Genomic DNA, 21,105 nt, shown 5'->3' on the forward strand with positions numbered 1-21,105 from the left:
ACTCCTTATTGGAAAGCGATCCCATTTTGATATGCACAGTTGCGCATGTCAAACGGGCGCGCCGTGCCGGGCTCGAAGTCGCGCCGTGCCGGAGGTTGCCCGTGCGGTGGAAACTAGGTTGGGCAGGGCCGATAGGCTGTGTCCGACCGATTGGATATGCCCAACCCGATGGGATGCATCCAATCGAATCGAACCGACGAATCCGACTCGTAGTGGATGGAGAATTCTCGAGTGGCACCCAAGTCGAAGGTGGACACCGTTGCCAACCTCGCCAAGCGCCGGGGTCTGGTGTACCCGAGCGGTGAGATCTACGGAGGCACCAAATCGGCGTGGGACTACGGTCCGCTGGGTGTCGAGCTCAAGGAGAACATCAAGCGGCAGTGGTGGCGTTCCATGGTCACCAGCCGGGAAGACATTGTCGGCCTCGACTCGTCGGTGATTCTGCCGCGTCAGGTGTGGGTGGCCTCGGGCCACGTCGGCGTGTTCAACGATCCGTTGGTGGAGTGCCTGAACTGCCACCACCGCTTCCGGCAGGACCACCTGCAGGAGGCCTACGCGCTCAAGCACAAGATCGATGACCCGGACAGCGTCTCGATGGAGGTGCTCGCCTGCCCGAACTGCGGCACCGTCGGCAAGTGGACCGAACCGCGCGACTTCAACATGATGCTCAAGACCTACCTCGGCCCGATCGAGTCCGAGGAGGGCATGCACTACCTGCGGCCCGAAACCGCGCAGGGCATCTTTGTCAACTTCGCCAACGTGATGACCACCGCGCGCAAGAAGCCGCCGTTCGGCATCGCCCAGATCGGCAAGAGCTTCCGCAACGAGATCACCCCGGGCAACTTCATCTTCCGCACCCGCGAGTTCGAGCAGATGGAGATGGAATTCTTCGTCAAGCCGGGCGAAGACGCGGAATGGCACAAGTACTGGATCGAGACCCGCTTCTCCTGGTACACCGACCTCGGCATCGACCCGGACAACCTGCGGCTCTACGAACACCCGAAGGAAAAGCTGTCGCACTACTCGGCGGGCACCACCGACATCGAGTACCGCTTCGGCTTCCAGGGCAACGAGTGGGGTGAGCTGGAGGGTGTCGCGAACCGCACCGACTTCGACCTCAAGACGCACTCCGAGCACTCGGGCACCGAACTCAGCTTCTTCGACCAGACCACCAACGAGCGCTACGTGCCCTACGTCATCGAGCCCGCGGCCGGCCTGACCCGCTCGCTGATGGCGTTCCTGGTCGATGCCTACGCCGAGGACGAGGCGCCCAATGCCAAGGGCGGCGTGGACACTCGCACGGTGCTGCGGCTGGACCGCAGGCTCGCCCCGGTCAAGGCGGCCGTGCTGCCGTTGTCGCGTAACGCGGATCTGACGCCGAAGGCGAAAGACCTTGCGGCGCAACTGCGCCGGAACTGGAACGTGGAATTCGACGACGCGGGCGCGATCGGCCGCCGCTACCGTCGCCAGGACGAGATCGGCACCCCGTTCTGCATCACCGTCGACTTCGACACCCTGGACGATCAGGCGGTGACCATCCGCGAACGGGATTCGATGGCGCAGGAGCGGATCGCGCTCGACAAGGTCGAGGGGTACCTGGCTCAGCATCTGCTGGGGGCCTGAGGGTTCGAGGATCAACCGAACGACTCGCACCGAGTGATCGGTGCGGGTCGTTCGCCGTTCAGTGCTTCGGCGGCAGCGGTGGGAGCGGTGGACTAGGCGGAGTCGGTGGACTCTCCGGCCCGGAACCATTGCCGCGCATCGTGATTCCGATCGCCGTCGGAATGAGCAGCGCCATGCCCCACGGCACCGCCACCCAGAACGGCCAGAAGTAACCCGCGCCGGTGGCCAGCCAGATCAGCAGGCACAGCAGACTCACGAAGACCCACGGGATCCACATGATGACCACCCACTGCGGTATGCGCGGCGACTCCCTGGGGTGCTTGACACGATGGGTGGGAAGATCCGACAGCAGTGGAGTCAGTTCGCCATAGGTCTTCGCGGCGTAGACCTGCTGGAGTCGATCGTCGTACTCGTGCAGGGTCAACCTGCCCTCGTTCATCGCGCGCCGTAGTTGTTCGACGATCTTCTCGCGGTCCGCGTCAGACGCCCGCACATGCTCCACTCCCACGCCTGCCAGCGTAGGACGGTTGCGCGTGGTGTGCGCGCAATTAGTCAGTCGTAGTGCGACAGGTTTCCGACTGCGCCCGGCGGGAATTAACCGGTCCAGGTGGACCGTTGACGCTCGATGTGCGGTACGTCACCGAAGTGAGGAGCGGGGTATGGCAAGAGCGGTGAAGTTCGATCGGTACGGCGGGATCGAAGAATTGAAGGTGGTCGAGGTGCCGACGCCGACCGCGGGGCCGGGGCAGGTGGTGGTCGCGGTGGTCGCGGCGGGCATCAATCCCGGCGAGGCGTACATCCGCACCGGAGCGTTGCACGAGCGGTGGCCCGCGACGTTTCCGTCCGGACAAGGGTCCGATTTCGCGGGGCGGATCGTCGAGATCGGTGCGGGCGTCGGTGGTGTCGAGGTCGGTGACGAGGTGCTCGGGTTCACCGACAATAGGGCCAGTCACGCCACGCACGTTGTGGTGCCCGTTGATCAGGTCACGCCCAAACCGACTGGGCTGGAATGGGATGTAGCCGGGGCGCTATTCGTCGCGGGCACAACAGCTTTCGCGGCAATGCGAGCGGTAGAGGCGAACGAGGGTGACACGGTCGTCGTTTCCGGCGCGGCCGGGGGTGTCGGCTCGATCACCGTGCAGCTGTTGCGCGCGCGAGGCGCCGAGGTGATCGGCATTGCCAGTGCCGCCAATCACGACTGGCTGCGGAAGGTCGGCGTGACACCCGTCGCCTACGGCGACGGCCTGATCGAGAGGCTCCGGGCCGCGGCACCGAAGGGTGTGGACGCGTTCATCGATACCTACGGTGCCGACTACGTGGACATCGCCGTCGAACTCGGCGTTCCGGTCGAGCGGATCAATACGATCATCAACTGGGCGGCCGTCGAGAAGTACGGCGTCAAGGCGGACGGCAATGCCGCCGCGGCGACCATCGATATTCTGACCGAGTTGGCCGACCTCGCCGCGGCGGGCACCATCGAGGTGCCGATCGCGGCTACCTACCCGCTCGACAAAGTGCAAGAAGCGTACCGGGAGTTGGAGCAGCGGCATACTCGCGGCAAGATCGTCCTGCGCCCCTGAATTCCATTGCCTCCATTGTTTTCTCGCGCCGCCTCAGCGGGGTACGTCCCAGAAGGCGAGTTCGTGCCGCATGCCCTCCAGGAACAGCTGCTCCGCGCGGGCCGGGTCGGCGCCCGCTTCATCGATCATTTGCGCGCAGCGGCGGGTGAGGTCGGCGAAGCCCGGGTCGGCGTAGGTGTCGACCCAGCGGCGGTAGCGCGGTTCGGCGGGCGGGTTCTCGGCGAGACGAGCGCCAAGGGTGGAATAGCCCCACATGCACGGGTAGAGCGCGGCAAGGCCCTCGGCGTAGGTGGCGGCCGAGTCGAGTAGGAACGACGTATACGCCTCGCAGGCAACACCTTTGGTGGCACCGTCGAGGTCGGCGCCGAACTCCGCGGCGAGCGAGCGGTGCAGTGCCAGCTCGTCGTGATAGGTGGCGTGCGCCAGATCCACCAGGTCGCCGAGGTGTGCCGAAGGGGCCTGCCAGGCCAAGCGGCTGAACACCCGGACGTAGTCGAGCAGGAAGAGGTAATCCTGCTCGAGCCAGGACCGGAAGATCGGCTCCGCCAAGTCGCCCTTGGCAATGCCGGCCACGGTGGGGTGGTCGAGCTGATGCTCGACCAGGGGACGGCCGAGTTCTTCCAGATGCGCGGCGAGACTCATGCCGTCCAGTCTTGCGCATCCGATGGTTTGCGCCGTCGCCGGTGTTACCGCACGCTTGCGGTGTGTTGCGGGATGAGGATGAAGTGGTGCGTGTGCTGGCACCGTCGGAACAGCGGTTTGTTCGGCACGGCACGTACACGGGCCGGTCGGTGTCGGTGTCGGGGGACCTCGATGCGGAGGTGTTGACAGCGGCTTTTGCCGCACTTCAGCGTGCGTATCCGGTGGTGACCTGCCGGATCGGGGAAGACGCGGAAGGCACGGGTTATCTACTGCGCCCAGGGGATTCGCGTGTCGGGGCGTCGGTGACCAAAGGTAACGTGGAGACCGTCGGGTTGCCGGGTACGCTGGTGGACCCGGCGACGCAGCTCGCTTACCTGGACGCGGTGGCGTCCGGTTCGGGTCGGTGGCGGGTCACGCTGTTCGCGCATCACAGCATCGCCGACGCCGGGCATTGCGTCGAACTGCTGTCGCGGTTCTGGGATTTCTACACCGATATCGTCGAATCGACGCCGATAGATGTTGTGCCGCAAAGCTATCCGCAGTCGCTCGAATGGCATGTGGCGCGGCGCGGCATTACCGCTGGCCCGGTGTCCGGGTTCGAGGACGTGCAGCGGCCATTGCCGACAGGCGCGGGCGTCGCCCCGGCTGGCGACCCCGGACCGAGCTCACTCGCCCGGCCGGAACGGACAAGGTTGGACGGGGCGGCCACGGCGCGAATCATCGGACTCGGCCACCAAGAGGGCGTCAGCGTCAACGGGTTGGTCACCGCCGCGCTGCTGCGCGCGTACGCGTCCGAAAGCGCCCATGTCACAGGCGATCCGGCACGCTTGGGTTGTTTGTATCCGGTGGACATGCGCCCGCGCCTCGACCCGCGGATCGCACCCGCCGAGGGGACGAACATGGCCGGACTGGCTTCGTTCGGCGCCGATGTCGATCCCTCGGGGAATGTTCTCGAACTGGCCCAACGCATTTCCGAACGACTACGCCAGGACCTGGCCGAGGGCGTCGTGCAGCAGTCGGTGCTGCACTTCCCTGAGTTCTTCGGCCCCGGCCGAATTCACTCGCTGGCCGGGCACGTCGCGGTCACCAATACCGGCGCGGTCCCGTCGTTTCGTACCCCCGCCGGACTCGCGTTCACCGACTACGAAATCGTCTACCTCTCCGCCCACCCGAGGCCCTCGGTCGGCGCCTCCGCCGCGGTCACCTTCCTCGTCTACACCTTTCACGGCGAACTGGCCGTCGGCGTGCTCGGCGGTGGTGCCGACACCGACCGGCTGCTCGCCGCGGTGCGCAAAGAGCTGACCGCGTTATCCGCCGAGACGATCGGTCAGTGACCCGTACCTGGGCCGTAGCACGGGGGAAACCAGGCTGGCAGGTTGACGGGGTCGGGCAGAATGCTGGGTAACAGCGGACGATCGGGTTGGAAGCGGGTGTGCCAGCGGTGCTGACAAACGGAGACCGGAGACGCGGTAGTGGGCTCGGGGCGGCCGCGGTCGGTGTGGCGGCGCTCGGGGTCGGCGAAGCCATCGCCGCGACCAGGGGCGGTTCGCTCATCGACACCCTGGCGCGGGCGGTGATCGACGTCATGCCGGTGCCGGTCGTCGAGGCCACCGTCGCGATGTCCGGTGAGCACGACAAGGCCGTCACCCGGCTCGGCATCGGTGCCGGTGCGCTCGCGGCCACCGTCGGGCTCGGCGCGTTGCCCGAACGGTTGCGCACGCCCGCCGCGGCCGCGTTCGGGGCGGGAGCGGCCGCGTTGGGGACGCGGTTGCCGACTCGCTCGACATCCACCGTCGCCGGTGCGGTCGCGGCCGCGGGAGTGCTCGCCGCCGGGCTGCGCAGGCGGCCGCGCGGCATGCTCGGCGTATTGGCCTGGGCGGCAACAGGTGCCGGCATGTTCGCCGCGGCGAACACGTTGCAGCATGATCTGGACCGTAAGCACGACAACGACATTCGCCGAGTCGGCCCGATGGGCGCGCTCGGCGTTGTCCCCGAGGACGGCCTGGAGGACGAGCCCGGTTTGTCGCCACTGGTCACCGCCGCTCGCCGGATGTATGTCGCCGACGTCAATCTGCGCCCGCCCCGGATCGATCCGATCCACTGGCGGCTGTCGGTCACCGGGAAGGTCGCCCATCCGCTGCGCTTGTCGCTGGCCGACTTGGCCGAGGACGCGGTGGAATTCGACGCCGTCATGGTGTGCGTGCACAACCGTCCCGGCGAGTGCCGGGCGGGCAACGGCCGCTGGTACGGGGTACCGCTGGCCGGTCTGTTGAAGCACGTCATCCCGGAAGCCGGGGCCACCCGGCTGGTCACCAAAGCCGTGGATGGCTACACGATTTCGTTGCCGGTCGAGCCGCTGCGATCGGGTGAATGGCCGGGCTACGTGGTGATCGGCATGAACGGTGAACCGTTGACTCCCGCGCACGGGTTCCCGGCCCGTGTCTTCGTGCCCGGCCTCTACGGCCAGTACACCGGCGTGAAATGGCTCAGCGAGCTGGAGCTCACCGACGACAGTCACGTCGATTACTGGTGGCGGCGCGGTTGGCCCGCGGGCCCGCTGTGGGTTACGCCGCAGGCGCGCATCGACGTCACCGCGCCGGGGCGGACCGCCGCGGGCACCACGACGATCGCCGGGGTCGCGTGGGCGCCGCCGCACGGTGTCGAGGCGGTCGAGGTTCGGGTCGGCGAAGGTGACTGGCGCCCAGTCGATCTCGGCACCGAGCTGGCCCCGGCGGCCTGGCGACGTTGGCGTGTCACCGTGGAACTGCCACCGGGGGAGCACACCGTGCAGGCCAGGGCGATCAGCCGGTCAGGTGAGGTTCAGCAGGGGCGGCACCGCACACCGTTCCCGACCGGGCCGTCGGGCTTCCATACGGTCACCGTGCAGGTCTGAGCGACAGTCGGCGCAGTCAACCGCCCACACTTAACCGCTCGGCGAAGGAAACGGCCGTTGCCAGAGCTCGGCCAAACTGGCTTTCATGATCACGGGACTTGGTGGCGGCTGCTCTCGGGCGATGCCGCCACCAAATCCATTGATCTTGGTCGGGCTACTTCGGCTCGATGGGCTCTTGTAGCTCGGTGACCCATCCGGCCTCGTCCTCGGTGTACACCAGTGTCACCTCGCGGCTGGGACCGGTTATGCGGTAACCATTTTCGTCGATCCAGCGGGCGAGGGCCTGCCAGGGTTCGTCGACGTCCTGCATGCTGCCTCGGTGCACCACCGTGGCGGCCTTCGGTATGGCGGGCAGGTCGACGACGGTGAAATCGTGGGTGTCGCCGGGGTCGAGATCGACCGGCATGGCGGCGTGTGCGAGGACCGTGCCGTCGCCGTTCTGGCCGTAGTAGGCAATGGCTGGTCCGCAGAAGCGGGCCCCGACCTTCTCCAGCCGCGCGCACAGGTCCTGGAACAGTGGCCCGATGACCGGGCCGATCGAATCCGGCTCGAAATCGCCCGCCACAGCGGACAACTCGGCCACCCGGACCGCCGGAATGGATTTGATCATCACATCATGCTCGGGCATTGCGCCCTCCTTCTCGATGATGCGGAGCCTCGCTTCGACCTGGACGAGCCTGGCCCGGTCATCCGCGATGCGCTGCTCCAGCTCGACGCGGCGCAACGTGAGCATGCCGCGCAGCTCCGCGCCACTGACCTGGTCGTCCAGAATCCGGCCCACCTGCTCCAGCGTGAAACCGAGATCCTTCAGTGCGACAAGGCGATTGAGCCGGGCCAGCTGGCCCGCGGAGTAGAAGCGGTAGCCGCTGTACGGGTCGACCTTGTCCGGGCGCAGCAGCCCGAGCGTGTCGTAGTGGCGCAACATGCGCACCGATACCCGTCCGTGTCTGGCGAAGTCTCCGATGGTGAACATAACGACTCCCGGTCTATGGCCTCACACGGTGTCAGGGTCAACCGTCAGAAGCGGCCGCCCCGGCTGATCCGCCGCGAGCCCGAGGATCCGCCGTAGGAGCCCGCACTCCAGCCGCCCGACCCGGACCGGCGGCCGCCGCTCGCCGCCCCGCGCAGCAGTCCGTCGATGAGGATGCCGCCGAGCACGGCTCCCGCCTGCGACGTGCCCGACAGCGGTTGGCGTGCCTCCCAGGCCTGAACGCTGGCCTGCGCGGCCTGAAGCGCGCGTCCGCCGAGATCGGCGGCGGCCTGGGCGTGCGCGAGTGCCTGCGCGGAATCTGTGGCGCTGAGCTGTTGCGCCGCATCGAGATTGCGTTGCGCCTCGGACAGCCGGGTCCGGGCTTCGGCGTCGATGCCGCCGCGGCGGGTGCTGATGTAGTCCGCCGCCGCGCCGACTCGCGAGCGGGCGTTGAGCAGCGCCTGGTCGAGCCTGCGCCGCAGATCTTCGGCGGCGAGTTTGCGATCGGTGGCGGCGGCGATGGCGCGGTCCAACTCGCCATCGGCGGTTACCGCGTCGTGGAAAGCGTCGAGCGGGTCGGCCGTCGCGGTGGTCTCGGCCTTGGCCAAGGCGGTTTGCGCGGCAGCGGTGGCGGCGGCCAGCTCGGGGCCGCCGTAGCCGGAAAGCTCGGTGGCGGAGGCGATATCGCGGCGCAGCTCGTCCAATACCGCGGGCAGGCCATCTCGGGCTTGCTGAATATTGGCGGACGCGTTGTCGACGGCGTCGAGGAGAGTGCCTGCCTGGCCGACCGCCGCCTCCGCCGCGCGGATGGCGGCGACCGCGCCGCCCTGCTTGCCCACCGGTTGGGTGAGCGCCGCGCGACCCGCATCGATGTTCTGCTCCGCGAAGGTGATTCGTTCGCGGGCCATCGTCACGTTGTCGTGGATCGGTGCGAGGACGCTGGTCGGATGGGCGGCGGTGAGCCGGGAAAGTTCCGCCTCGGACGCGGGGATGCGGCCGGTCAGTTCGACCAGATCCCTTGTCAGCCCGTCCAATCGGTCCGGCGCGTTGATCAGCAGGTTGCGCATCGCGTCGAATTCGGCGACCTGGGCGTCGAGTTCGCGATCGGCCCGCCCGACGGTGCCGATCAGGTCGACCAGTAACGTGCGCTGTTCCTCCGGTGTCTCCGGAATTTCGTCGTCCAGTCGTTGCCGGATCGAGAAGGCCTTGGCGGCAGCGGCTTTCGCGTGATCGAGGGCAGTGTTGAAGGGGAGGGCAGCGGTGCTGCCGAACTCGCCGGTCGCCAGCTCCAATTCCTCCGCGCTGGTGCGGATCGCATTGTCGATCTCGACGAGCACCTCGCGCGAGCGCGTGTGCAGCGCCGGCAGCGGGAGCGCCGCCAGCGCGGTCGTGTTGTCCGGGTCCACCTGCCGCGCCGCCGCGAGCTCGGCCTTGGTCCGGTCGCGGCGTCGTTTGCGGGAGAACAGCACCAGCCCGCCCACGCCGACCACGAGCAGCAGCCCGATGACGAGCAGGACACGGACGCTGGTGCCGCCGCCCTGCACCGCCGCCTTCAGCCCGTCGGCCGTCTCGACACCCGCATCGGCCCAGCGGCCGTCCCGCAGGGCGGGCTCGACCTCACGAGTCAACAGACTGTCCAGTTCGGAGTCGCTGACACCGCTGGGCAAATCCCCGTAAAACCAGTACGAGCGATCCCGCGTGGCCACCGCGAGCAACAGATCGCGACCGCCGAACCCGGACTCCGCCGCGGTCTGCTGCGCCCACACCTCCGGCCCGAGCCCGCCGAAATCCCGTACATAAATCACCCACAGCCGCACCTGCTGCTCGGCATATAACTGATCCACTGCGGCCTGCACCCGATCGACCTGCCCGCCGTTCAGCGCCTTCGCCGAATCGACCACATAGGTATCCATCCGCACCGGCGGCTCCGCCCCCACCCCCGGCGCCCCCGCAACCCCGGCGATCAGCAGACCGACCGCCACCCAGGCAGTCCAGCGGGCAACACGATTCGGCAGCGACATGGCACGAATCTATCGCGCGCCCCCTCATCGAGGCTGTCGTCCAAGTGCCTGATTGCGTGATCAACGGGACGTGGCCGCGGCATTTCGCGGGTGGCGGCACGCTGGTGTCCCGTTGATCATGATCGGACTCGGGTGGCCGGGCCGGAGGGTCTGGGGATGGCAGGGGGCGGCGGGGGTGGATAGCATCGACGGGGTGATCACCATCGATCGCCCGTATACCGGCCACGTGTCGGCGGATTCGAATCCGCAGCAGCGTGATGTCGCCGGTGCTCGCATCGTCAAGATGTCCGTCGGCGGCATGGATAACAATTGTTATCTCGTGCAATGCACGGCCACCGGTGCCGCGCTGCTCATCGATGCCGCGAATGAACCCGAGCGCATCGAGGCGCTGATCGACCATGTAGCGCCTGGTCAGGTCGGTCTGATCGTCACGACCCATCAGCATCCCGATCATTGGTGGGCGCTGAAGGAGACGACGGCCGTTACCGGAGCGCCCACCGCTGCCCACCAGCTCGATGCCGACCCGCTACCGGTCCGCCCCGATCGCCTGCTCGCCGACGGCGATCATCTCGACATCGGTGAGCTGAGCTTCGACGTCATCCACCTTCGCGGACACACCCCCGGCTCGGTCACCCTCGGCCTCACCGACGGCGACGGACTGGTCCATTTGTTCACCGGCGACTCACTGTTCCCCGGCGGCCTCGGCCGCACCACCAGTCCGGAGGACTTCGACTCCCTCTACGGCGACGTGACCACCAAACTCTTTGCCCGCTATCCCGACGACACCGTCATCTACCCAGGTCATGGCGACGACACCACCCTGGGCACCGAACGCCCGCACCTAGCCGAGTGGCGCGAACGCGGCTGGTAACCCGAACGCGCAGCCGAATCCCGCAGTCACCGAGATTGCCGACGCCGCACAGTGCTTGTCAGCGCTGTGCAGCGTTCGCAAGCTCTGTGGGACGTGCCGTGAACGGTTCGATCGCGAAATCGGCGGGCGGGCCCAGCGTGCGCACGCCGGCGCCCGAACAACCCGGGCGCGGCGCGCCTACTGGCAGACTTGGGGAGTGGATTCGCCAACGATGCGCGCTCGAGCTGATTCGGTGCCCGACCCCGTCCCGTCGCGCGGCCACGGAGCGGGGCTGTTGCGGTGGGTTCGGCGGCTTGTCGTCGGGTCGGTGTTGATGGGATTAGTGCTGGTCGGGGGGACGTCGTTCCGGGTGTGGCAGGTGGCGCGCATCGATGACTATTCGACCGCGGACGCCATCGTGGTGCTCGGCGCCGCGCAATATTCCGGCACACCCTCCACGGTGTTCGAGGCGCGACTAGACCAGGCTTACCGGCTGTTCCGAGCGGGAGTGGCGCCGCGGGTGATCACCGTTGGCGGCAAGCAGGAGGGCGATCTCTATACCGAGGCGGCGTCCGGCAAGAACTATCTGCAGTCGCGCGGGATACCGAGCGACAAGATCCTCGCCGTCGAAACCGGCTCGGACACCTTGCGCAGCGTCGAGGCGGTCGCGACGGCCATGCGGGCGCGCGAGATGGGTTCGGCAGTACTGGTGAGCGATCCCTGGCATTCGCTGCGCACCCGTACGATGGCTCGCGACGAGGGCCTCGACGCGTGGACCGCGCCGACCAGAACCGGGCCCGCGGTCTACACCCGTGAGTCGCAGGCGCACGGAATTGCCAGGGAGACAGGCGCTTTGCTCTGGTATCAACTCACCCATTTCGCGGCGGACTTCCGATACACGGCGGGACAGTAGTGCAGGGTTACACCGAACACGATGCTGAGCGGCTCGTCGTCGAGCGCGCCAAGACCGCGGGACTCGGCCCGCCGCGCAGCGAATTCGAGTCCGGCCATCGCACCGAATTCGCCCGCGACCGGGCGAGGGTGCTGCACTCGGCGGCGTTGCGGCGGCTCGCCGACAAGACTCAGGTGATGGGCCCGCGCGATGGTGATACTCCGCGCACTCGGCTCACCCATTCGCTCGAGGTCGCCCAGATCGGTCGCAGCATCGCCGACGGTCTCGGCTGCGACGCGGACCTGGTCGACCTGGCCGGGCTGGCGCACGACATCGGCCACCCGCCATATGGGCACAACGGCGAGAAGGCTCTCGATGTGTTCGCCGACGCGCACGGCGGTTTCGAAGGCAACGCGCAGAACCTGCGCATCCTTACTCGCCTCGAACCGAAGGTGCTCGACGCCGACGGCGTCAGTGCGGGCCTCAACCTGACCCGTGCCTCCCTCGATGCCGCCCTCAAATACCCCTGGGGCAGAACAGGTTCCGGCACCAAATTCGGCGCCTACGACATCGACACCGACCGCCTCGACTGGATCCGCAAGGCAGCGCCCGAGCGCCGCCGCAGCCTCGAATGCCAGATCATGGACTGGTCCGACGACGTCGCCTATTCCGTGCACGACGTCGAGGACGGCGTGATCGCCGGCCGGATCGACCTACGCGCTCTGGCCGATCCCGCCGAACAGGACGCGCTGGCTACCCTCGGCAGACACAAGCATCACTCCCTCTCGGCGGACGAACTGGTTGCCGCCGCCCAGCGACTGTCCGAACTGCCCGTCGTCGCCGCGGTTACCGCCTACGACGGCACCCTCGCCAGTTCCGTTGCGCTCAAACGCCTCACCAGCGAACTCGTCGGCCGCTTCGCCACCGCCGCCATCACCGCGACCCGCGAAACCGCGAGCAGCGCGAGTCTTTCCCGCTACGGCGCCGACCTGGAAGTCCCGCGCGTCGTCGTCGCCGAAGTGGCCGTGCTCAAAACCGTCGCCCTCCGCTACGTCATGTCCGACCCCGACCACAAACTGCGCCAAGCCGCCCAGCGCGACCGCATCCACGCTGTCGCCGAGGGACTGCTCGCCGCCGCGCCGCATCGCCTCGATCCGTTATTGCTGCCATGGTGGGAAGCCGCCGCCGATGACACCGCGCGGGTCCGGGTGATCGTGGACCAGATCGCGTCCTACACCGAGAGCAGGCTGGAGCGGGTCGCGGAATCGTTCGGTCACTGATCGGCGCGCGGTCCGCTGCCGTCACAGCGTCGTCGAGCGTCGTCACGTTGCGTCGAGTACGTCCGCTCCGCGGATGCGCGCAGCGACCGGATCCTGGTCGGTCAGCGTGACGAGGGTGACACGGTCGCATACCCCGCTCGCCATCGAAGAGCACGGAGGCCGCCGGAGTTACTGTCGAGCCGGAGGCATAGGTGAAGAAGGCCCCCTTCGACAGGTACGCTCACTGCCGTGGCCGGACGACTCCCTGATCGCGATATCGCGGCGATACGTGACCGCGTCCGCATCGAAGACATCGTGGGCGAGTATGTCGCGCTGAAGCGGGCGGGTGCGGACTCCATGAAGGGCCTGTGCCCATTCCATGACGAGAAGTCGCCGTCATTCCACGTGCGGCCGAATCATGGCCTCTTCCACTGCTTCGGCTGCGGCGAGGGCGGCGACGTCTTCGCGTTCCTGCAGAAGATCGACCACGTCGGCTTCGTCGAAGCGGTTGAGCAGATGGCCGACCGGATCGGCTACCAGATCAACTACGAGGGCGGCGGCACCTCGGTGCAGCGCGATCGTGGCACCCGCTCCCGGCTGGTCGCCGCCAACGCCGCCGCGCACGAGTTCTACATGGCTCAGCTGCGTGAGCCGGGCGCCGAGGCGGCGCGCAAGTTCCTCACCGACCGCAATTTCGATGCCGCCGCCGCCCAGCAGTTCGGCTGCGGCTACGCACCCGCGGGCTGGGACACACTTACCAAACATCTGCTGCGCAAGGGTTTCGAGTTCAAGGAGCTGGAAGGCGCGGGACTCTCCAGGCAGGGCCAGCGCGGGCCGATCGACCGGTTCCACCGGCGGTTGCTCTGGCCGATCCGCAATCTCGGCGGCGACGTCATCGGCTTCGGCGCGCGCAAGCTCTTCGACGACGACACCATGCCGGGCAAATACATCAACACCCCGGAAACGATCCTGTACAAGAAGTCCCAGGTGCTGTTCGGCCTCGACCTGGCCAAACGGGACATCGCCAAGGGGCATCAAGCCGTCGTGGTCGAGGGCTACACCGACGTGATGGCCATGCACCTGGCCGGGGTGAAGACCGCCGTCGCGTCCTGCGGCACCGCCTTCGGCGACGAGCATCTCGCGCTGCTGCGCAGGCTGCTGCTGGACGACAACTTCTGGCGCGGCGAGATCATCTACACCTTCGACGGTGACGCGGCAGGCCAGGCGGCCGCACTGAAAGCCTTTGCGGGCGACCAGAAACTGGCCGGCCAGACCTACATCGCGGTGGCTCCGGACGGGCAGGATCCGTGCGAGCTACGCCAGCACGCCGGCGACGGTGCCGTCCGCGATCTGGTGGCGCGACGAACCCCGTTGTACGAGTTCGTGATTCGCGGTCTGCTCGCCGACCACAACCTGGACACCGCCGAGGGGCAGGTGGAGGCGTTGCGCCGGGCCGTTCCGGTGGTGGCCCAGATCAAGGACAACGCGTTGCGCAAGGCGTACGCGACCAAGCTGGCCGGGTGGGTCGGCTGGGACGATATCCAGACCGTGGTCCGCCGGGTCGGCGACGAAGCCAAGCGCCACCGCAGCGGCCACGGCTCCGGCGGGCGGACGATCCCGCCGGCCAAGCAGCAGGGCGATGTGGTCGCCGAACATCCTGCGGCGCGGCCCAATCCGAACGACCCGACCCTGATGCCGCAGCGGCAGGTGCTCGCGGCGGCGCTGCAGTATCCGGCGATGGCGGGCTCGGTGTTCGACTCGCTGGAGGCCGATGCCTTCACCCACCCCGCCTACGCCGCGGTCCGGCTGCTCATCGCGGAGGTGGGCGGCACCGGGGCCGGGCTCGGCGGTGCCGAGTGGGTCAACGCGATCGCGGACCGCACCGACGATCTGACCATGCGCGCGCTGCTGTCCGAACTGGCGAATGAGCCGTTGCCGGTGAAGAACGCGGCCGGTATCCCGCGCTTCGTCGCGGGCGTGCTGGCGCGCGTCCAGGAGGCGTGGGTGGGGCGGCAGATCGCCGAGCTGAAGTCCAAGCTGCAACGGGTGTCGTCTACCGAGCAGCCCGATGCGTACATGGCGTTGTTCGGGGATCTGGTGGCGCTGGAGCAGTACCGCAAGAGCCTGCTGACGCAGGCGATGGGGAACCACGACGACTTCGCCACCGGGGCTTAGTAATCGGCGTTCAGCGACCGAGGCTCAGCTCGCCTGGGTCGCTCGACTGTGTTCGCACAGATCTCAGCGGCGCAGCTGGTCCTGCGGCACCAGGATGGTGGTCCGCTCGTCCAGCGGCTCCATCGGTTCCAGCCGCGGTTTCGTGCTGAGCTTGTCCGACAACTTCTGCCTGCCGACGAGCACGAGCTTGCGGGTCACCGGACTCTCCGACAGCGCGCGGGTCGCCGCGCTGATCTGCTCGTAGCGAGCCCGCCCGGCCTTGCTGCCGAGTACATACCCGGCCGCCACGCCGATGATCAACCGCAGCATCTCGATGTGCTCCTCCCAGTTGCCTGTTCGCGGGCTCTATCCTGCCCGACGCGCGGTAGCCCTGTCGATCCGGCTAGCAGCTGGGCGGGTCAATTCGCCGACCGGTCACGAAAGCGGCTCAGGCGGCGAGTTCCTCTCGCTTGGCCCGATGCTCTTCGCACAGCTGCCGATGGCCGCGGTGGATGTGCGCGGGGTCCAGTCGTTGTTTGAATGTCAGATTCTCGCGACGCCAGCAATCGCCGCATGCGAATTCGCTCATGACGGCCTCCTCGTTCCTTTGCTCAGCGGGGTTGCTGTGGAGTGCCCAATTCACCACGCGCTCAGCGCTATGTATTCATACTCTCGCCCGATGGACGCCGTACCGTTACCGCCACGCCAGGACGGTCGAACTCGGTCGATTCATGAAGCTCTCATTTTCGGAGTTCATCGTTGGCGTCATGCTGCACGGGACACTGAGAGACATCACGCTCGCGTCGGCTGCCGCGCTACTGGCCGTGCTGCTGGTCGCCCATCCACTGCTGCCCGAGCTCGGCGGCGTTCGCCAGCTGGTCGGCAGCTTTTTGCCGTGGCTGCTGGTCCCGACGCTGCTGCTTGCCGTGGTCGCGTTCAGCATGGCCTCCAAGGTCGGCCTCGTCGCTGTCGTGGCACCGCTGCTCGCCTGGTCGGTACTCTTCGGGCCGGAGCTCATGGAGCGTCCCCATGGGCAGGCATCCGCCGACGAACTCCGCGTCGCCACTCAGAACCTCGGCGCAGCCGGTACCGCCGCCGAATTGGCCGACGCCGCAGTGATTTCGGTACAGGAACTCACCGATCGCAACCGGGCATCCGTCGCGGTGGCCCTGGACCCACACCACCCGCACGCCGCCACCGTCGGCACCATCGGCCTGTGGAGCCGCTACCCCGTGAACGACGTCGAACGCTTGGACCTGGGCCAAGGGTGGGCCCGCGCCCTACGAGCCCGAATCGAGTCCCCCGCGGGCGACGTGACCGTCTACGCCGTGCACCTCGGCTCCGTCCGCTTCGGTGAAACCGAATCACGCAACCGCACCTTGCGCACACTCACCGACCTCGTGCAACGCGACCGATCAGACCGACTGCTCGTCCTCGGCGACCTGAACACCGCCTCCACCGACCCCCAGTTCGCCCCACTCACCGAAACTCTGGACGACGTCCGCACCGGCCTAGGCTTCACCTGGCCCGCCGAATTCCCCCTCACCCGCCCCGACCACATCCTCGCCCGCGGCTTCACCCCCGTACACGCCGCCGTCCGCCGCACCCCCGGCAGCGACCACCGCGCCGCCACCGCCACCCTCACCCCACATGTCAGCAGGTAGTGACACGATTTGGGCGGGCGCCCGCCCATACGCTAAAGTTTCTCCTCGGCCCGCCTAGCACAGACGAGCCGAGGATAGTCCCCTATAGCTCAATTGGCAGAGCAGCCGACTGTTAATCGGCAGGTTTCTGGTTCGAGTCCAGATGGGGGAGCAGGAATAAGCCCCTGACCAGGCAATATGGTCAGGGGCTATTCATTTGGCCGGTGTGTATTGGGCCGTCACCAAGAAAACACCAAGAATTCGGCACCGAACATTGCGTCAGGTCCCCACGCGAAGCCCTCCTCTAGCATGGCAGACGAGTCCGGAGCCTGCTCGGGCGAAGCGATGTAGTGCCTCTCGGTGATTCCCTCTCGGGAGTGGCCCAACTGCTTCGCGGCGGTCTTCGAATCCGATGTCTCGGCGATCAGCGTGGCGACGGCCTTGCGGAACGTGTACTGGGTGACGTTCTTGTACAGCGTTCCACGTGCGTCGCGCCATGTCCGGTTGAAGTTGTGTGGGTCGCGAAGCACTCCTCCCCGGCCGGAAAGACAAGCGAGACTTTGTCGTCTACCTCCACGACTCCGCCGCGCACCTCCCGAACGGTCTTCACCTCACACATACCCCCACACTTCGGATCGGCCCGCAACCGCTTCAACATGCGGGTAGTGAACTCCGGGAGCGCAACAACACGATGCCCGGCATCGGTCTTCGCCCACTCCTGGCGGAACAGCCCTTTCCCAGCGAGCCTGATGACGGTCGCCGAGATGGTGAACAGCGCCGGCTCGGCCTCTAGGTCGTACTGATCCCAACAAGCCGCCAGGGCTTCCCCCCGGTCGCACGCCAGAACCGAGGATCAGATCGGCGACATCGAGTACGAGCGGGTCCCGCTTCGTGCCACGGGTGTATGCGGGTGTTCCTGGAATCTCGTTGCCTGCCAACCACTCCTGAAGCTGGGCGCGCAGGGCGTTGAGGCGTTCTCGTTCGATGGGCTGTGGCCTGGTTTTGCGTCGGCGCATTCGGGAGGTGTCGCGTACCGGGTTGTCCGAGAGGGCGGACGTCGGTCGTGTAGGTCACGTTCGATCTTCAGATAGCCTTCGGCGGTCCGTGGTGCACGCAATAGGGTTCGGATGCGTTCTTCGACGGGCTGTTGTCCATTGTCAGCGTGTCGGTATGAACTGGGTGGTTCTTGCCCACGTGCTCGTCGCGTGTATCCGATCATCTGTCCTGCTGCGCCAGCGGGGGCTGTCGGCATGGTGCCGACGAGGTGTTTGCCGAGGTTACTTCGTTGAGTGACGACCAGCTTGAGGTTGCCGCCGAAATCGGCTATCGCACCAGACTTCTGGAACAATACGACACCGAGATCAGCGACCGCGGCACCGACCGAAGCCGTTTGTGCGAGGTGAGCGATCGGCCGGTGCACACGATCCGGAGGTCCGGATCTGCGAGCATCCGCAGTGGGCCGGTGAGATCGGCATCGGCGTGGTGTGGGTAGCGGGCGCTTATTTCGCCGACTAGGCGGGTGTAGTCGTCCTGGTTTATGGGCGATTCGATGATGCTGATCGGGTCCGGATACTCATCGCGTCCGGTTTCGGCCCACACCCAGGCGAATTCGTCGGGCGTGAAGTTCCAGACTGTCCTCGTGTTCACCTGTTGGTGCGATCGGCCGGATCGTCGGGGTTGCTGTCCATGGGGCCGACGCCGGTAAACGTGACCGGCGGTGCGGGTTCCGGATTCACTGATGCGGCTGGAGCAGTACTAAGCAAATCCGCCCCGGATCCCGCATCTGGGACCAGGTCGGCGGCCAACCGGCCGTCTACGTGAGCTGGGATCGACATCCACGACGGACATCCGGCCGCCCGGCGATATCTGATCGATGTCAACCCCAACGACACCACCGTCACCCCCGCCTCCGCAGACACCATCGCCAACGAACTGCACCGCAGAGCCGAACTCGGCTACACATGAGTCAGGGCCCGCCGCGCGGAGGTCGCCATCATCGGATCCGGCGCGACCATCGTCGGCGGTCACCTGATCGACACCGCACGCGCGATCACCAGCGGCCAGGACGCGCTCGCACCGGATCATCCGTCTGACCGGCGGCAAACCGGAACCCACCAACTTCCGCGCCTTGTAACCGCGCAGTTCAGCGTTCCCGCCATCGTCCGACAGGACTGTCTGGACCGATTATGAGTCCGGTGAGGAAGGCGACCGCTGGCCCGAGGATCGACGGAATAGCGAGATCGTCGAAGGGCACCCGCGCCACATCCGTGTTCCCTCGTATCCACGCCCACGCGATCGCCGCCATCAATGCGCCGTTCACCAGGTACGAGAACGCTTCGCCCCAGGTTCCCGCCGACTCGAGGTACGGGACCCGACCGCTTTTCCCGGTTGCGGCACAGACCTTCCCAACCCCGAGCCACACCGTGTGGATGGCGCCGATCAGAAGAATGTGTTGCAGCCACGGATTGTTCACGGCCCGAGAGCGTACGTCGTATCGCGCTCCGCCGCGCTACTGCCCGCGCTGTCCCGTGTCCCGGTGAATCTCGTCCGGAAATGCCGCACGGCGCGCGATCTCAGCGCACGGCATGGTCCCCAACGTTCTGTGCCGCTGGGTGCGCTTGCTCGGTCCGACGACAAGTGGCCGGACCGAGCTTGCGGAACGAACTCGCTAGACCCGTGCCGCTGTCTGGTTGACGATCTCTGCGGCTGGAGCGTTCTTCTTGACCGACTCGATGCCGTTCTTGCACGCAGTCTCAGACTCATACGCTTCGCCGACAGCAATGATCTCGCCGTTGGTGGCCTTGAGCCGGAACCGGTACTTATCGGACTTGTCCTTGTACATCTCGAACTTCGCAGCCATCTCAGTTACCTCAGCTCTTGTTGACCTGGATAACACCTGACCCTTACGACGGTAGGTGATCAACAACGGCCAAGTGTCATCTGGTTATCGAACAGCAATCAACGAGCTGCACCATCGGGCCCCTGAACCGGGTGTAAGAGCACCTGGCACCAACACACGAAGATGGTCGCTGGGCGCGCGTTCAACCCGCTGCGGCAGGTGGGGACGCCGCGCGGCCGTCGTCATTGGCGAACAGAGCCAGCCGCGGGCGCCGTGCGTGAATAGCGTCGCCGCCGAGTCATCACAGCGCTTCCACCGCTGCACGCCATCGCGACAGCTGGGCACGTGGACGTGGGCAAGGGTCGATCCTGCTGATGATGAGGACCCGTCAGTACTGCTATTTCGCGTTTGAAGAGTGACACGCTGTCGGCGGTCGAGATGGCCGCTCGGATGCAGATGGACCCGGACGAGGTCATGGTGATGGGGGGTCGGTCGGCGGAGCATTGGGTTCCCCGCTGCTATGCGTGGAAGATCATCCGACGCAGCACCGAGAGCGTCGATGATCAGATTGCGCATCTGGTCGACAGGTTGAAACCGGTCCGTTCGATGTGCGCCCCCGGTGACGTGGTCGATCCAGTCGGCGACCGGAACGGCGTCGACCGCGATCGATCTGACGCTGACGTCCACCAGGCTGGAGTATCCGCAGGCCGCGAAGTGCGCCGCTCCCAACTAGTAATCGATGCCATCCGCAACCTTAGTGGTGTCGAATAATCGTCGGGACCGGTGGCTCTGGTGTTCTGCCTTGTTTCGCTGGCGTCCACTGTCGTTCTTCGTCCCAAATATGTGCGTGTTTTTTTCCGCATCGGTTCCCGACTACAGGAGGTTCGCTATTCGTACTACTGGTTTCTGGACCGCTGATCGGTCAAATGTCATGGCAAGGGTCGTTTCTCCGGGTAGTGGTCCTGGCTGCTGTGGCCGCGATACCCGTGTGCTTCTCCCCGGCGGCCGCTGCCGCTGACAAGCCCTGTGAATCGGAGATCGAGGCCCCCAAAGGCACCTTCAGTTGCACGGTTCCAGACGGCATGACGCAGATGGCCGTCTTCGTTGGAGGCGGCAATGGCGGCGGCGGGGGTGGCGGGGGGTGGGATAGCAACGTAGGTGGTGGTGGCGGCGGTGGTGGCGGCGCTGCTGGTGTCAGATGCACGGTGGCTGTCACTGCAGGGCAGGTCGTGACAATGACTGTGGGCAAGGGGGGCCGCGGAGGAAAGGGCGGCACCGGGGCCGACACTGGAACGCCTACCCGCGGTGGCACGGGCGACGACGGTGAGCGCTCGTCTGTCGCCGTCGCGGGGGAAGAGGTGGCCGCTGCCGAGGGTGGGTTCGGTGGGGACGGCGGAACTGCCGGTACAGCCGAAGCTGCCGGTACCAATGGAGTCCCTGGAATCGGCGGCCCCGAGGAGGCGTCCTTCTGCACCGGTGACTCCTCGGAGGTCACCGCCGGAGAACCCGGGAAATCCAGTCCGCATGCCGGAGCGGTCTCGGAGGGTGGGAAGTCGGCAGGCTGCACGAGCTACGGTGGTATCGGCCGTAACGGCGGCCGGAAGCCCGAGCGCGCAACCAGTGCCAGCCCCTCCTCCTCGGGGGACGGCATAAAGGGAGGTTCCGGTGGCAAGGGTTGCGTGTTCGTGACGTTCAAGCCCTGACGGCCACACTCGAACGACGCAGAAGACCGTGCGCGA

General features: G+C 66.7%; 21 protein-coding genes and 1 tRNA gene. 12 read left to right on the top strand and 10 right to left on the bottom strand.

Annotated features, from left to right (window positions below; genetic code table 11):
- Positions 1-231: 231 nt before the first annotated feature.
- A complete protein-coding gene (locus KV110_RS10325; RefSeq protein WP_281427759.1) occupies positions 232-1,623 on the top strand; it encodes a glycine--tRNA ligase in 1,392 nt (463 codons plus the stop codon).
- Positions 1,624-1,681: 58 nt separating this feature from the next.
- On the opposite strand, the gene KV110_RS10330 is transcribed toward KV110_RS10325, so the two are convergent.
- Entirely contained in the window at positions 1,682-2,131 is a 450-nt protein-coding gene (locus KV110_RS10330; RefSeq protein ID WP_246634448.1) for a DUF1707 domain-containing protein, read from the bottom strand.
- Positions 2,132-2,282: 151 nt separating this feature from the next.
- Between KV110_RS10330 and KV110_RS10335 the strand changes: the two genes are divergently transcribed.
- Positions 2,283-3,203 (top strand): NADP-dependent oxidoreductase, encoded by a 921-nt coding sequence (locus tag KV110_RS10335; RefSeq protein WP_218475467.1) that lies wholly within the window; start codon positions 2,283-2,285, stop codon positions 3,201-3,203.
- 33 nt (positions 3,204-3,236) lie between these two features.
- Here KV110_RS10335 and KV110_RS10340 read toward each other — a convergent pair whose 3' ends face one another.
- On the bottom strand, positions 3,237-3,845 hold the full coding sequence (locus tag KV110_RS10340; protein ID WP_218475469.1) for a TenA family protein: 609 nt from the start codon (positions 3,843-3,845) through the stop codon (positions 3,237-3,239).
- A gap of 86 nt (positions 3,846-3,931) precedes the next feature.
- On the opposite strand from KV110_RS10340, the gene KV110_RS10345 reads away from it, so the two are divergent.
- Positions 3,932-5,179, top strand: a complete 1,248-nt coding sequence (locus tag KV110_RS10345) for a phthiocerol/phthiodiolone dimycocerosyl transferase family protein (RefSeq protein WP_246634449.1) — start codon at positions 3,932-3,934, stop codon at positions 5,177-5,179.
- Between the two features lie 107 nt (positions 5,180-5,286).
- The gene (locus KV110_RS10350) at positions 5,287-6,738 is read left to right on the top strand and encodes a molybdopterin-dependent oxidoreductase (protein WP_218475470.1); all 1,452 of its coding nucleotides are present in this window, start codon (positions 5,287-5,289) and stop codon (positions 6,736-6,738) included.
- A 154-nt stretch (positions 6,739-6,892) separates the two neighbouring features.
- Here KV110_RS10350 and KV110_RS10355 read toward each other — a convergent pair whose 3' ends face one another.
- Together KV110_RS10355 and KV110_RS10360 are read right to left on the bottom strand one after the other, a co-directional pair.
- Positions 6,893-7,711 (bottom strand): MerR family transcriptional regulator, encoded by an 819-nt coding sequence (locus tag KV110_RS10355; protein ID WP_218475471.1) that lies wholly within the window; start codon positions 7,709-7,711, stop codon positions 6,893-6,895.
- A gap of 44 nt (positions 7,712-7,755) precedes the next feature.
- Entirely contained in the window at positions 7,756-9,729 is a 1,974-nt protein-coding gene (locus KV110_RS10360) for a TPM domain-containing protein (protein ID WP_218475473.1), read from the bottom strand.
- A gap of 193 nt (positions 9,730-9,922) precedes the next feature.
- Between KV110_RS10360 and KV110_RS10365 the strand changes: the two genes are divergently transcribed.
- From KV110_RS10365 to dnaG, 4 genes are all read left to right on the top strand, one after another.
- Positions 9,923-10,600, top strand: coding sequence for an MBL fold metallo-hydrolase (locus KV110_RS10365; RefSeq protein WP_246634450.1), 678 nt, complete (start codon positions 9,923-9,925; stop codon positions 10,598-10,600).
- 211 nt (positions 10,601-10,811) lie between these two features.
- On the top strand, positions 10,812-11,492 hold the full coding sequence (locus tag KV110_RS10370; protein ID WP_218475474.1) for a YdcF family protein: 681 nt from the start codon (positions 10,812-10,814) through the stop codon (positions 11,490-11,492).
- Complete coding sequence (locus KV110_RS10375; RefSeq protein ID WP_218475476.1) at positions 11,492-12,751, top strand: deoxyguanosinetriphosphate triphosphohydrolase; 1,260 nt, start codon at positions 11,492-11,494, stop codon at positions 12,749-12,751. Before KV110_RS10370 ends, KV110_RS10375 begins: the two co-directional genes overlap by 1 nt.
- A 228-nt stretch (positions 12,752-12,979) precedes the next feature.
- Positions 12,980-14,905, top strand: a complete 1,926-nt coding sequence (gene dnaG / locus KV110_RS10380; protein WP_218475477.1) for a DNA primase — start codon at positions 12,980-12,982, stop codon at positions 14,903-14,905.
- 63 nt (positions 14,906-14,968) lie between these two features.
- Here the strand turns inward: dnaG and KV110_RS10385 are convergent, their stop codons facing one another.
- Positions 14,969-15,214 (bottom strand): hypothetical protein, encoded by a 246-nt coding sequence (locus tag KV110_RS10385; protein ID WP_107654933.1) that lies wholly within the window; start codon positions 15,212-15,214, stop codon positions 14,969-14,971.
- Between the two features lie 118 nt (positions 15,215-15,332).
- Entirely contained in the window at positions 15,333-15,473 is a 141-nt protein-coding gene (locus KV110_RS10390) for a hypothetical protein (protein WP_218475479.1), read from the bottom strand.
- A gap of 142 nt (positions 15,474-15,615) precedes the next feature.
- Here KV110_RS10390 and KV110_RS10395 point away from each other — a divergent pair, with 142 nt between their 5' ends.
- Positions 15,616-16,548 carry an endonuclease/exonuclease/phosphatase family protein gene (locus KV110_RS10395; protein ID WP_218475481.1) on the top strand — a complete coding sequence of 311 codons (933 nt, stop codon included), beginning with the start codon at positions 15,616-15,618 and terminating at the stop codon, positions 16,546-16,548.
- A gap of 78 nt (positions 16,549-16,626) precedes the next feature.
- Positions 16,627-16,699 (top strand) — tRNA-Asn (locus KV110_RS10400).
- 67 nt (positions 16,700-16,766) lie between these two features.
- Here KV110_RS10400 and KV110_RS10405 read toward each other — a convergent pair.
- From KV110_RS10405 to KV110_RS10420, 4 genes are all read right to left on the bottom strand, one after another.
- Complete coding sequence (locus KV110_RS10405; RefSeq protein ID WP_218475482.1) at positions 16,767-17,057, bottom strand: site-specific integrase; 291 nt, start codon at positions 17,055-17,057, stop codon at positions 16,767-16,769.
- A 793-nt stretch (positions 17,058-17,850) separates the two neighbouring features.
- Positions 17,851-18,174, bottom strand: a complete 324-nt coding sequence (locus tag KV110_RS10410) for a hypothetical protein (protein WP_218475483.1) — start codon at positions 18,172-18,174, stop codon at positions 17,851-17,853.
- 496 nt (positions 18,175-18,670) lie between these two features.
- Positions 18,671-19,000 (bottom strand): hypothetical protein, encoded by a 330-nt coding sequence (locus KV110_RS10415; protein WP_218475484.1) that lies wholly within the window; start codon positions 18,998-19,000, stop codon positions 18,671-18,673.
- Positions 19,001-19,195: 195 nt separating this feature from the next.
- Positions 19,196-19,387, bottom strand: a complete 192-nt coding sequence (locus tag KV110_RS10420) for a YegP family protein (RefSeq protein WP_218475485.1) — start codon at positions 19,385-19,387, stop codon at positions 19,196-19,198.
- A gap of 387 nt (positions 19,388-19,774) precedes the next feature.
- On the opposite strand from KV110_RS10420, the gene KV110_RS10425 reads away from it, so the two are divergent.
- Positions 19,775-20,137, top strand: a complete 363-nt coding sequence (locus KV110_RS10425) for a DUF4279 domain-containing protein (protein ID WP_218475486.1) — start codon at positions 19,775-19,777, stop codon at positions 20,135-20,137.
- A 155-nt stretch (positions 20,138-20,292) separates the two neighbouring features.
- The gene (locus KV110_RS42160) at positions 20,293-21,069 is read left to right on the top strand and encodes a glycine-rich domain-containing protein (RefSeq protein WP_454189768.1); all 777 of its coding nucleotides are present in this window, start codon (positions 20,293-20,295) and stop codon (positions 21,067-21,069) included.
- Positions 21,070-21,105 lie beyond the last annotated feature (36 nt).

This window comes from Nocardia iowensis (genome assembly GCF_019222765.1).
Classification (GTDB): domain Bacteria; phylum Actinomycetota; class Actinomycetes; order Mycobacteriales; family Mycobacteriaceae; genus Nocardia; species Nocardia iowensis.